Genomic DNA, 14074 nt, shown 5'->3' with positions numbered 1-14074 from the left:
ACCAACTTAAATATATTTTATTATGAAAATTCATTTTAGATTTTACGGATTATTTTTTTTATTCCTTTTGGTGTTATTTTCTTGCGATAAACAAGAAGATATACAAACAAAAGAAGTGCTTGGTTTAGAAGTGCACCAAGAAGACCATTTAGAAGGAAATAAAGAAATAAATGGCTTTCAGATTGGTTATAAGGTAACCAGTAAGGATTTGAATTACTATCAGGTTAAAGTTTCTATTAATGATGTAAGAATTACAGCTTCGATAGATTACAGCAACGAGTTTATTGAAATTGACGGAAAAAATGTAATACTTTCTACCAAAGAAAAAGAAACGCTATTGATGTTAGGAGAAGAGTTATCAATGTATTTATTTAAAGATGGTTCTGTAGATAATTTTACAATGGCGGAGTTTACCTTATTACGATTATTAGAGTATTGGGCGAAATCACCGAATAATTATCGTTACGAGAAAATCGTAATAAAAGGTTCTCAAACAAATTTGTCGAAAGGTAATGATGAAGGTATTACCTGTATCAGAAAGAACACCTATGTTACAGCCGAATATGATGATAACAATGGACAATCCTTTAGTGATCGAAAACTAGTTAATGGAGATCGTTGTTTAGGTCGCTGTGGATCTGGATGTCCAGGAATTTTTACTATTGCCAGTGCTTGGACTAAAGATTGTTTAGATCATGATCAGTGTGGAAGAGTGCTTGGAGGAAGTACGAATCCTTTTGATAGAAATTGTGGAGATGAGTATGGGCAAGCTGCTGATGACTTCCTTTTTGGTGTGATCCGTGGTTGTAGAGGATAATTATATAATATAAGAAATAAAAAACCGCCTTTCCCCAACAGAAAGGCGGTCTATTAAATCAAAATTAAACAACTTTCCTAGTTTTAATCCTTAGGATAGGATTTATTAAAATTATTATTAGAAGCAGTATCCGTTTTCTGCGGCTACTTTATCTGCAATTTTAGTTCTTAATGCAACAACATTTGGCTGGTTTGCATATTTAGTAAAACGCTTAAGTCCCATAAGCATCATACGCTGCTCATCACCTTCAGCAAAAGAAACAATCGCTTCTTTTCCTTTCTTGATAATAATGTCTACGGCATTGTATAAATATAATTGAGACATAGCGATCTGGATTTCCTGAGAATCTTCTCCAAAACGTTTTGCATTTTTCTCTGTACGTAAGATCGTAGATTCAGCCATATAGATTTCGATAAGAATATCTGAAGCAGCCATCAATAATTGTTGGTGCTCTTCTAATTGTGGACCGAATTTCTGAACAGCAGATCCTGCTACCATTAAGAATACTTTCTTAAGTTTAGCAAGAATTTCTTTTTCTTCAGAAAATAATACGGAATAATCCGGAGTATCAAAAGAAGGAATTCCTGTTAGTTCATCAGCAACTTTCATTGCTGGTCCTAAAAGATCTACATGTCCTTTCATTGCTTTCTTCACTAACATTCCCACAGCTAACATTCTGTTGATTTCGTTAGTACCTTCATAGATACGAGAAATACGAGCATCTCTCCAAGCAGATTCCATAGGCGTGTCTGCAGAGAATCCCATTCCTCCAAAAATCTGGATACCTTCATCAGTAGTATTCTGAACGTCTTCAGAAACTGCTACTTTCAAAATAGAACACTCAATTGCATATTCTTCAACTCCTTTTAATTCAGCTTCTTGATGCGTATTTCCTTCCGCTTGACGGATAGCAATTCTATCTTCAATATTTTTCGCAGCTCTATAAGAAGCAGATTCATCAGCATACGTATTCGTTGCCATTTCAGCAATCTTAGCTTTGATCGCTCCAAAGTTCATAATTGGAGTCTTAAACTGAATACGCTCATTAGCATATTTTGTAGCTTCTCCAATTACTCTACGTTGTGCATCCAAACAAGCAGCTGCTAATTTGATACGTCCAACATTTAAGGCATTCATTGCAATCTTAAATCCGTTTCCTCTTTCAGATAACATATTCTCTACAGGAACTTTAGTGTCGCTAAAGAATACCTGACGAGTAGAAGAGGAGTGGATTCCTAATTTCTTCTCTTCATCTCCAAGAGAAATTCCATTAGAAGGATCATTTTCTACGATAAATCCTGTGATATTTTTATCATCTCCAATACGAGCAAATACAATAAATACATTACAGAACCCTGCATTAGAGATCCACATTTTTTGACCAGATATTAGGTAGTGTGATCCATCTTCTGATAATACGGCTTTTGTTTTACCAGAGTTTGCATCAGAACCAGCACCTGGCTCTGTAAGACAGTACGCTCCAAACCACTCACCAGAAGCTAATTTAGGAACATATTTTTGTTTTTGTTCTTCATTACCATATAATGTAATTGGCATAGTACCAATACCAGTATGTGCTCCAAATGCAGTACTAAACGATCCTGTAGCACCAGAAATGTAATCACATACTAACATCGTAGAAACAAATCCCATTCCTAGTCCACCATACGCTTCAGGAACTGCTACACCAAGAAGACCAAGCTCACCAGCTTTCTTCATACATTCCTCTGTAAAAGCATAATCTTTTGATTCAAATCTTTCCCAGTGTGCCCAAAGTTCGCGATCAACGAATTCTTTAGTACTATCACGCATCATCTTTTGCTCTTCAGAAAAATCTTCTGGAGTAAATACATCTTCAGCTTTCGTTTCTTTAACAAGGAATTGTCCTCCTCTAAGAATGTCTTTATTTAAAGTTTCTGTACTCATTTTATTAGTGTTATTTCTTTATTCTAGTTTTTTTTAATTCAAAAATTCAAAAATACCTGCAGCACCTTGTCCGGTTCCAACACACATGGTTACCATTCCGTATTTTCCTTTCATATCACGTTTACGCATTTCATCAAATAGCTGCACGGATAGTTTTGCTCCAGTACATCCAAGCGGATGTCCTAATGCGATAGCTCCTCCGTTTACGTTTACTATATCCTGATTGATATTAAGTTCGCGCATAACCGCTAAAGATTGTGATGCAAATGCTTCGTTAAGTTCAATAAGTTCTATATCGTCTTGCTTAAGACCTGCTTGTTTTAATGCTTTAGGAATAGCTTTTACAGGACCAATACCCATAATTCTTGGTTCTACACCTGCAGCAGCATAGTTTACTAATCTAGCAATTGGTTCTAGATTAAGTTCTTTTACCATGTCTTCACTCATTACCATTACAAAAGCAGCACCATCACTCATCTGTGAAGAGTTTCCAGCGGTAACACTACCACCAGCAGCAAATACAGGACGTAGTTTACCTAATACTTCTTTGCTTGTTCCAGCACGAGGCCCTTCGTCTTTAGTTACAGTATATGATTTAGAAGCTTTTTTACCATTTTCGTCAACATAAATTTGCTCTACATTGATTGGAACGATTTGATCCTGGAAACGATTTTCTGCCTGTGCTTTTAAAGCTTTCATATGAGAATTGTAAGCGAACTCATCTTGATCTTCTCTAGAAACCTTAAACTGATTCGCAACAGCTTCGGCAGTATTTCCCATTCCCCAATAATAATCTTCATGACCAGATTTTGCTAAATCATAGTTTAATTCAGTCTTATATCCGGTCATGGGAACAGAACTCATACTTTCTGCACCACCAGCGATGATACAGTCTGCCATTCCAGCTTGTATTTTTGCAGTAGCCATACCAATAGTTTCTATTCCTGAAGAACAAAATCTATTAACAGTTACTCCTGGTACATCTATAGATTCTAATCCCATTAATGAAATTAAACGAGCCATGTTTAATCCTTGTGATCCTTCTGGCATCGCATTTCCTACGATCACATCGTCGATACGGCTCTTATCTAGTTGAGGAAGTTCTTTCATCATGTGCTGAATTGTTTCAGCGGCTAACTCATCAGTTCTTTTAAATCTGAAGACTCCGCGAGGTGCTTTTCCTACGGCTGTTCTATATGCTTTTACTATATATGCGGTTTTCATTTCTTTATGGATTTTTAGATTATTTGATTTTTAGATTGATTGGATAGTTGATAACCTTGCAATCTTGTAATCTAATTACTTAATGCTAGTTTCTTAAAGGTTTACCTTTTTTAAGCATGTGTTCTATACGCTCTAACGTTTTGCGTTCTGTACATAATGATAAGAAAGCTTCGCGTTCTAGATCTAACAAATATTGTTCTGTCACGAAAGTTGGTTCGGATAAGTCTCCTCCAGCCATTACGTAACCTAACTTATTTGCTATTTTATGATCATGTTCTGAGATGTATTTACTAGCTTCCATAGAATCTGTACCTACTAAGAACATTCCTAGTGCTTGTTTACCAAGTACTTTTACATCTTTTCTTTTCACTGGCTGTGTATATCCTTGCTCAGCCATTAATTTAGCATATGCTTTAGCAGTAGCAATCTGACGATCTTTATTAACTACTACGATATCTTTTCCTTTTTGAAGAAGATTAGTATCAAATGCTTCGTAAGCAGAAGTCGATACTTTTGCCATTCCGATAGTTAAGAAGTGCTCCTGAAGAACATTTAGCTCTACATCATCTTTTCTAAAAAGATCTGATGCTCTTAGTGCCATCTCCTTGGATCCACCACCACCAGGAATTACACCAACTCCGAATTCTACTAATCCCATATAGGTTTCTGCTGCAGCCACAACTTTATCGGCATGAAGTGAAATTTCACATCCACCACCTAATGCCATTCCGTGAGGAGCAACTACTGTTGGGATAGCTGAGTAACGCATACGCATCATAGAATCTTGGAAGTATTTTACTGCCATATTCAATTCATCATATTCTTGCTCAACAGCCATCATAAAGATCATTCCAATGTTAGCTCCTACTGAGAAATTAGCTGCTTGATTACCAACTACTAATCCTTGGAAATCCTTTTCAGCAATATCGATAGCTCTATTTAATCCTGCAAGCACATCTCCACCGATAGTGTTCATCTTACTTTGGAATTCTACATTTAGGATTCCATCTCCAAGATCTTCAACTACAACACCACTGTTTTTGAAAACTTCTGTGGATTTACGGATATTATCTAAGATGATAAATGCATCTTGTCCTGGAACTTTTACTTGTTCTTTTTTAGGAATATCATAGTAATAAGTAGCACCTTCTTTTACAGTATAGAAAGAAGTACTTCCTGAAGCGATCATATCATTTACCCAAGCAGCTGGCTCATATCCTTCTGCCTTCATCATTTCGATTCCTTTTTCAACGCCTACAGCATCCCAGATCTGGAAAGGTCCATGTTCCCAACCAAAACCAGCTTTCATAGCGTCATCAATCTTATAAAGGTCATCTGTGATTTCAGGAATACGATTAGATACATAAGCAAAAAGAGCGGCTAAGTTTTTACGATAAAACTCTCCAGCTTTATCCTTTCCTGCTACTAATACTTTAAAACGATCTACTACTTTATCAATAGTTTTGGTCATTTCTAAAGTAGCAAATGACGCTCTTTTCTTTTCTCTATATTCTAGCGTATCTAAATCAAGAGAAAGAATGTCCTTTTTTCCTTCTGGAGAAACGTGCTTTTTATAGAACCCTTGTCCTGTTTTGCTTCCTAACCATTTATTTTTCATCATGGTATTGATGAAATCAGGAAGTTTAAATAATTCATGGCGTTCATCATCCGGGCAGTTATCAGCAATACCATTTGCCACGTGAACTAAGGTGTCTAAACCAACCACATCTACAGTTCTAAAAGTTGCAGATTTTGGGCGACCTATTACAGGACCTGTTAATTTGTCTACTTCTTCTATAGTTAATCCCATCTCTTTTACCATATGGAATAAACTCATGATACTAAAGATACCAATACGGTTACCGATAAAAGCAGGTGTATCTTTTGCTACAACTGAAGTTTTACCCAAGTATTGCTCTCCATATCCATTTAAGAACTCAAGTACTTCAGATGAAGTGTTTGGTCCAGGAATGATTTCGAATAATTTTAGGTATCTAGCCGGGTTAAAGAAGTGCGTTCCACAAAAATGCTTTTGAAAATCTTCACTTCTTCCTTCATTCATAAATTTAATTGGAATACCAGAAGTATTAGAAGTAATTAAGGTTCCTGGTGTTCTATACTTTTCTAAATTTTCAAAAACTTGTTTCTTAATATCAAGTCTTTCTACGACAACCTCGATGATCCAGTCTACATCAGCTACTTTTGCGATATCGTCTTCCAGATTTCCAGTAGTGATACGAGCAGCAAATTTTTGACTGAATATTGGTGAAGGTTTGGATTTAAGAGCGGCAGTTAGTGAATCATTTACTAACCTGTTACGAACCACTTTACTTTCTAGTGTAAGGCCTTTTGCCTTTTCTTTGTCGTTTAATTCTCTTGGTACGATATCTAATAATAGTACTTCGACACCGATATTGGCGAAATGACACGCAATACCTGAGCCCATTATTCCTGAACCAACGACTGCAACTTTTTTAATGACTCTTTTCATTTTTTTTAACTTCTGGTTGTTAAGATGTTATAGATTCTTTATTCGTGTAAATTTTCTTTGTAGCTATGAGATCATTAATCATTTGAAAAACCTCTAAGAAAGTATCAAGTTTCTCTTTTGGAACATGCTTTCGTACAGCATGATCGAAAGTAAATACTACGTCTTTAGAAAAGTTTCTCATTTCTAATCCAAAAGGAGTTAGATAAATTAATACGCCACGTCCATCTTGAGGATTTTTCTTTCTGAAGATCAATCCTTTTTCTTCCATGGTTTTCAAAGTTCTTGATAGACTAGTGGCTTCCATACCCATTTTTGGGCCTAAAGAAGTAGATGGTGTTCCATTTTCGGGATCAATGCTTATTAAAGCAAATCCGGTTGCCATAGTACTTCCTTTTTTACTTGCTTCCTCGTTGTACATCTTGGCTACAGCCATCCATGTAGCGCGGAGTGCATAATCAATTGTTTTTTCTCTCATTCAGAAAATTTGTTATGCTGTAAAGGTAAGAAAAATTTATTATGCACGCATAATAAATTGGATAAAAAATTACAAAAAGAGCAAGTAATTTACATTTTTCTGATGAATTAATAAAAAAACTCCCCATAAAATGAGGAGTTTACTGATTTAAAGTTAAAGTTTTACACCATACATTTGTAATCAGTGAATTGAATTAGCCATAAATCTTAGCGTATAAATCTTGGTATTTTGCCTTGATTACACGTCTTTTTAATTTCATAGTAGGAGTAAGGTGTCCAGCATCGATACTCCACTCATCTGCAGTTAGTTCAAACTTTTTGATGCGTTCCCATTTTCCAAATTTTTCGTTATGTTCGTCTACTTCTTCTTGGAAACGGTCAATTACTGTTTGGTTGGAAACAATTTCTTCATGAGTAGCACCAATCGAAATTCCTTTTCTCGTGGCCCAGTCTTTCACAAATTCAAAATTAGGTTGAACGAAAGCAGCTGGCATTTTTTCTCCATCTCCAATGACCATAATTTGTTCTATAAAACGAGATTGTTTCATCGCATTTTCGATTACTTGAGGAGCAACATATTTTCCTCCAGAAGTTTTGAACATCTCTTTTTTACGATCTGTGATGCGTAAGAAACCTTCACCATCTATTTCTCCAATATCTCCAGTATGGAAATACCCGTTTTGTAACACTTCTTTACTTTTTTCTTCATCCTTATAATATCCCATCATCACTTGAGGACCTTTTACAAGAATTTCTCCATCTTCTGCAATCTTAACTTCGGTTTCGGGAATCATTTTTCCTACAGTACCTATTTTAAAACCTCTATCGCGTACATCGTTTACAGATACTACAGGAGATGTTTCGGTTAATCCATAGCCTTCCATCACACTGATTCCAGCAGCGTTAAATACTCTGGCAAGTCGAGATTGTAATGCAGCACTACCAGAAGCAATTACTTTTAGATTCCCTCCTAAAGCTTCTTGCCATTTACTGAATATAAGTTTTCTTGCTATTCCTAGTTTCTTTTCATACCACCAACCGTTGGCTTCGTATGGCTCATATTTAAGACCTAATTCAACAGCCCAGAAAAATAATTTCTTTTTGATTCCAGTAAGATCTGTTCCTTTAGCAATAATCTTATCATATACTTTTTCTAATAATCTAGGAACCGCAGTCATTACGTCTGGTTTTACTTCTTTTAAATTATCACTAATTGTTTCTAGTGATTCTGCGAAGTAAATACCAACTCCTCTATATTGATATAAATACATCAACATTCGCTCATATATATGACATACAGGTAAGAAGCTCAATGCTTTTGTTTCTCCATCTACAATTGGGAATCTTGTAGAACTATGCAATGCATTGCTTACCACGTTTTTATGGCTTAGCATTACACCTTTTGGTCTTCCGGTAGTTCCGGATGTATAAATCAAAGTTGCTAGATCGTCCTCTTTTACAGACGCCATTATTTTTTCTACCTCTTCTTGATTGCTGTCGTCTTTTCCAAGTTCTAAAACTTTATTCCAACTATCACAACCGTCAAGGTCAGTAAAAGAATATACTCCTTTTAGTGAAGGAACATTTCCTTTAATGTTATTTACTTTTTGTAAAACTTCGTCATCAGACACGAAGCAATACATAGATTCAGAGTGATTTAATACATATTCATAATCTTCTTGAGAAATAGTAGGGTAGATAGGCACATCCTGAGCCCCAATTTGTAATACACCGATATCTACAATATTCCATTCGGTTCTGTTATTTGAAGAAATAATAGCAACCTTATCATTTGGTTTTACACCTAATCGTAAAAGACCACGACTGATCTGATTTGCTTTTTCTACATATTCTTTCGTTGAAGTAGCGACCCATTCTCCATTATATTTGGTGATTAAGGCTTTGTCTAGGTTATATTTCTCTAATTGGTAATGCGGAAAATCAAATAATCTAGTAATTGTATTCATACGTTTTTCAGATAGTTTTACTCTGTTTTAAAGAACTTCGATCACTTGGTACGTTCTTATAAACATAACTGTAACCGTTATTATAAAGTTGCACAAATTTTTTGGTTTATTACTTAAAATTCTCTTACTTTTTAATTACAAAAGAATTTTAAAAACTACTATGCGTGCATAGTTTCGCAAATTATAAAAAATATAACAATACACAACCCTAATATATAAAAAAAGGAGCTATCTTTTGATAACTCCTTAATTTTTATAGGTTTTAATTGAATTTTTATTGTTTTATGATTTTAAAAGTTTTTACACTTTCTCCTAATTCAATCGTTAAAAAGTACAATCCAGTGTTTAATTTTGAAAGATCAAATTCTTGATTTCCAGAAGCTTGTTTTTTTGTCATTACTTCTTTGCCTATTACATCTCTCAATTGAATATTAAAATTACTCGTAGCATTCGGAGTAATAGTTAGTATATCTTTTAAAGGATTAGGGAAAACTACAAATTCAGACAATATGTTCTCCTCAATGTCTAGTGTGTTTTGATTTAAAGTATTTATAACGAGATCATCAAAGTAAAAACCATCTTGCTCTACTTGATCATCTGATACAAACTGAAACCTAACTTTTATAGTTTCTCCAATATAATCACTCAGACTAATTTCTTCTAATACCCAATCAGTTTGGGTGCCATCATATAAGGGTTCTCCAGTAGGTTGTATTATATTACTACTTCCAGAATTAGTGAATTTACCACATTGCGGAATCCAGGAAGCTCCGTTGTCTATAGATACTTCAAACTGAGTGTAATCCCAATTATTTTCAATATCCCATTTCGCATAGAATTGAACATTTGCTGCAATAACGCTGGTAAGATCAATATTTTGATCAAGTTCGATTATTTTTCTTTGATTTGGGCCATAATTACCACTTGGTGATTCGGTAATAGATGATGAAGCGGAAACAAAAGTAGTACTGGTAGTGCTCCATCCAGCTCCAGTAAAATCATTTAGAGTGTCGGCGTTATTATTAACCAATGCTTGAAAAGAACCAAATCTTTGAGTTACTGTGGTAGAATATTTGATGATGCCTCCATCTGCTTCTATGGTATAAACGATTTCATCTCCCGTATTGACGGTATTTTTTAAATTGATCACTATTTGATCATTGATAGGATTTCCTATAGTAAGATTTGTATAACTTTTAGAAGCTCCAACGCTTTCGATATTGCTGCTTACAGGAATGATACTTACTGTAAAATTACCATTGCCATTCAGTCCTAAACGATTTATAACATAATCTGCATTATAGGTTATATTATCACCAATAAATTCAGTCTGATTACTCTCAACCTTTGCAAAATTATGAGTCATTTTAGCTGCAGTAATATTTAGATACATCATCTCTTTACAAATACGATCAATCAGAACGGAAGTAGGCCAGAATGAAGTCCCTATTTCTGGCGAAAATCCAAAAATTCTATTATGTGGTTGTATAGTACCGCCGTACATATAATCAACACTTCCGCCAGCAGCAACAGTTAAATCAGTGATAAGTATGTTGCTATAATTATTCTGTGATACTAATTCTTCTGAGATTGTTTGGTAAATATCTCCTTCTGGTGTGGGGTTATTGGGTTCATAACCATATGGCATCAGTAGTAATTCGCCAGAAGTATGATTATCCATAGATATTGTAAAATTATGCTGTTCTACAAACCATTTCATGGCTCGTGTTTCTACTTCAGAAAATGCGCTAGTACCTGCATAAACATTAGAGGAGGTGTCATTGGAAGTTCCTACAGTGTTCCAAGTGGATGTAGCGATAGTGCCATCTATATAATGGTCATAATTTCGGTTATTATCTACTCCATGGGTGTTAAACCTATTTTTTCTCCATAAGCCTCCTCCATTTGGGTTTGTAAGCTCATTATACAGATATCCGTCTGGGTTTACCACTGGTATAAAGTACAATTGTGTGTTATCTAGGATCGCTTTGATTTCTGAATCAGTTTCATAATTTTCTAGTAAATACCACATAAAGTAAATTAGCTGTGATAAGCTTGCAGGCTCTCTAGCATGGTGTATTGAATTGTATAATATTTCTGGTTCAGAAGACTCATCGGTATTAGGATTGTCTGAAATTCGAACCCATTGCAAAGCATTTCCTCCAATTGATGGAGAGACATTGTTATCGGGAGTTCCATTAGTTAAAAAATTACCTACATCAGCTCGGGCAGTGATTAGGTTTGGGTATTTAGAGTGCATTTCGTCTAGATTATCTAACATTTCCTGATATGTCAGATATCCCCCCATAGATCCTAAACTAAAATTTGAAGGAGTAGGGTATATGATAATAGGATTGTTATTTGCTGGACAAGAAAGGTTTTTAGTTACTTTTTGATTTTTAGCAATTTTGTTTTTTTTAAGAAAATCGGATGTAACATCTTCGATTAAAATTTCAAAATCTATACCAAGGCGTTTTATAATTTCTATCTCTCTTTCAGAATAATCTGAAATGATAAAAATTCCTTGTTTATGAATACCATGATCCATTGGAATCCCTTCTTTTTCTAAAAGTCTGTAATTGTCAGGGGTGTTATAGTTGATTTTAACTTTTTTATAAATAGATGATTCCTGAGCTATTGCAAAACAACAAACTAGGGACATCATTATGAAAAGTACTGTTTTCATCGATTTTAAAATTTTGTTTAATGATATTAAGGTTTTTTTGATAATCAAAAGGACAAATAGATAATCTTAAGTTGATACTAAGTTTTATTATTGTTTGATAATTTTAATTGTTTTCGTGTTTCCAGAAACTTCAATATTTAAGAAGTATAGACCAGATCTAAGGTTCGATATATTAAATTCTTGTGTTCCTGTCATTTGATTCCTACTCATCACTTCTTGCCCCAATATATTTTTTATATAAATATTGTAATCTCCCACATTTGCAGGTGTAATGGTTAGCATGTCTTTTGCAGGATTTGGGAAAACTTTGAATGCAGACAATAAATTTTCTTCAACATCCAAAACATTTGGATTTAAAATATTGACTATTAGATCATCAAAATAGAATCCATCTTGTTCAATTTGATCGTCTGATACAAATTGAAATCTAACTTTTATGGTTTCACCCAAATAATCACTAAGACTAATCTCTTCTAGTATCCAATCATTTTGTACGCCGTCATACAAAGGCTCGTCTGTTGGTTGCCCCGCATTTGTACTTCCAGAATTGGTGAATTTACCACATTGGGGAATCCAAGAAGCTCCATCATCTATAGATACTTCAAACTGAGCGTAATCCCAATTATTTTCAATATTCCATTTCGCATAGAATTGAACATTTGCGGCAGTAGCATCTGTGAGATCAATCATTTGTGAAAGTTCTATAGATTTATTTTGATTAGATCCATAGTTTCCAGTAGGTGATTCTGTTATAGAACTGTTAGATGAAACAAATGTAGTTGTTGTTGTAGACCAACCAGATTGGGTGTAGTCATTTATATCACTGGCATCATTATTAACTACTTGTTGTAATGCTCCAAACTTTTTGGTAACCTGAATAGATTCGGTTAATAAACCTCCATCTACTTGAATTATATACTCTATGTCATCATTTGTATTTACAGAATTGTCTAGAACAATCTCTATGCTATCTGATATATCTGTACCTATCTGCGTGTTCGTGTAATTTTTTGGATTTCCTACATTAGAAATGTTTGATGATATGGGAGTAATCGTTACAGTGAAATTTCCATTTCCAGTAATTCCTAATCTTCTTAATGTAAAATCAGCGTTAACAATTAAATTGTCTCCTACAAAAACGCTCCCATTACTTTCTATCTGCGCGTAGTTGTTGGTCATTTTTGCAGCGGTAAGATTGAGATACATCATTTCCTTGCAAATTCCATCTATCTGATTAGATACGGGCCAAAATGAAGTTCCAACCTCTGGTGTGAAAGAAAATATCTTATCATGAGGTTGTGTAGTTCCTCCATACATAAAATCATCACTATCTCCAGAAAAAGGAGCGTCTCTTAGTGGACTATATCCATTTTGAGAAGTAAGTTCAGCGCCAATTGCGATAAATATATCTTCATCGGGAGTAGGGGTATTGTCTGCATAAGAATATGGAAAGTATAATAATTCACCAAATGTATGATTGTTCAAAGCGATAACAAATTCATGCTGCTCTGTAAACCATTTCATAGCTTGATTTTCTACTTCAGAAAATGCACTCGTCCCATGATATGTCTGAGCACTGGTGCTACTAGAAGATCCAGGACCTCCCCATGTAGCATTTGCGGCATTTCCATTTGGATAATGGTCGTAGTTTCTATTGTTGTCAACACCATGTGTATTAAACCTATTTTTTCTCCAAAGACCACCTCCGTTGGGGTTAGTTACTTGATTATAAAGGTATCCATCTGGATTTATGACTGGAACGAAATATAATTCGGTGTTATCAACGATTTGCTTTACTTCTGGATCAGAGTCATAATTCTCTAGAAGGTACCACATATAATAAATCAATTGAGAGAGACTTGCAGGCTCTCTGGCATGATGAATTGCATCGTATAAAATTTCTGATTCGTTTTCATCAATATCCGGATTATCAGATATGCGAACCCATTGGATGGTATTACCGCCGATCGAAGGAGTTACTAAATTATCTGGGGTTCCATTGGTAACAAATGTGCCGATATCTGCTCTTGCCGAAATTAGATTGGGATACTGGTTTCTCATCGCATCTAGATTATCTAGCATCTCTTGGTAAGTAAGGTATCCACCCATAGATCCTAATGCAAAATTTGATGGAGTAGGATAAATATTTATTGTCCCATTTCCTGAAGGACAGGTAGGATTTCGGGCTGCTTTTTGATATTTAGCTATTTCGTTTCTCTCAAGAAAATCTGCTTCAGCATCTTTGATTAGGATTTCTACTTTATATCCTAGATTTCGTGCGATATCAAGTTCTTCTGAAGAAAAATCTGAAATGATGAAGATTCCTTCTTTATGCTGGCCATGATCCATAGGAATTCCTGCATCCATAAGGACTTTATAATTAGCTCGAGAATTATAGGTGATTTTAGCTCTGCTATAGGTTGGTTTTGTTTGAGCAATAGATAGGGCTGAAACCAAAAAAAGTAGGGTACATAGTAATTTTTTCACGG

8 protein-coding genes are annotated in these 14074 nt (G+C 34.8%); 1 reads left to right on the top strand and 7 read right to left on the bottom strand.

The window, feature by feature from the left end; all coding sequences use genetic code 11:
* The first annotated feature begins 22 nt into the window (after positions 1 to 22).
* The gene (locus tag ACWNT5_RS12340; RefSeq protein ID WP_299899523.1) at positions 23 to 817 is read left to right on the top strand and encodes a hypothetical protein; all 795 of its coding nucleotides are present in this window, start codon (positions 23 to 25) and stop codon (positions 815 to 817) included.
* Positions 818 to 934: 117 nt separating this feature from the next.
* Here the strand turns inward: ACWNT5_RS12340 and ACWNT5_RS12335 are convergent, their stop codons facing one another.
* The 7 genes from ACWNT5_RS12335 to ACWNT5_RS12305 all read right to left on the bottom strand — a co-directional run bounded on the left by ACWNT5_RS12335 (position 935) and on the right by ACWNT5_RS12305 (position 14072).
* Positions 935 to 2743, bottom strand: coding sequence for an acyl-CoA dehydrogenase family protein (locus ACWNT5_RS12335; protein ID WP_299607632.1), 1809 nt, complete (start codon positions 2741 to 2743; stop codon positions 935 to 937).
* Positions 2744 to 2776: 33 nt separating this feature from the next.
* Positions 2777 to 3967, bottom strand: a complete 1191-nt coding sequence (locus ACWNT5_RS12330) for an acetyl-CoA C-acyltransferase (RefSeq protein WP_299899521.1) — start codon at positions 3965 to 3967, stop codon at positions 2777 to 2779.
* An 85-nt stretch (positions 3968 to 4052) separates the two neighbouring features.
* On the bottom strand, positions 4053 to 6458 hold the full coding sequence (locus ACWNT5_RS12325; RefSeq protein ID WP_456517489.1) for a 3-hydroxyacyl-CoA dehydrogenase NAD-binding domain-containing protein: 2406 nt from the start codon (positions 6456 to 6458) through the stop codon (positions 4053 to 4055).
* Positions 6459 to 6477: 19 nt separating this feature from the next.
* Positions 6478 to 6933, bottom strand: a complete 456-nt coding sequence (locus ACWNT5_RS12320) for a MarR family winged helix-turn-helix transcriptional regulator (protein ID WP_299607627.1) — start codon at positions 6931 to 6933, stop codon at positions 6478 to 6480.
* Positions 6934 to 7126: 193 nt separating this feature from the next.
* The gene (locus ACWNT5_RS12315; protein WP_299607625.1) at positions 7127 to 8899 is read right to left on the bottom strand and encodes an AMP-dependent synthetase/ligase; all 1773 of its coding nucleotides are present in this window, start codon (positions 8897 to 8899) and stop codon (positions 7127 to 7129) included.
* Between the two features lie 274 nt (positions 8900 to 9173).
* A complete protein-coding gene (locus ACWNT5_RS12310; protein WP_299607623.1) occupies positions 9174 to 11585 on the bottom strand; it encodes a M14 family metallopeptidase in 2412 nt (803 codons plus the stop codon).
* Between the two features lie 87 nt (positions 11586 to 11672).
* Positions 11673 to 14072, bottom strand: a complete 2400-nt coding sequence (locus ACWNT5_RS12305; RefSeq protein WP_299607621.1) for a M14 family zinc carboxypeptidase — start codon at positions 14070 to 14072, stop codon at positions 11673 to 11675.
* Positions 14073 to 14074: the final 2 nt, after the last annotated feature.

The sequence above is a fragment of the Aquimarina sp. 433 genome (genome assembly GCF_054054605.1).
This window is presented reverse-complemented; position numbering and strand designations above follow the sequence as displayed.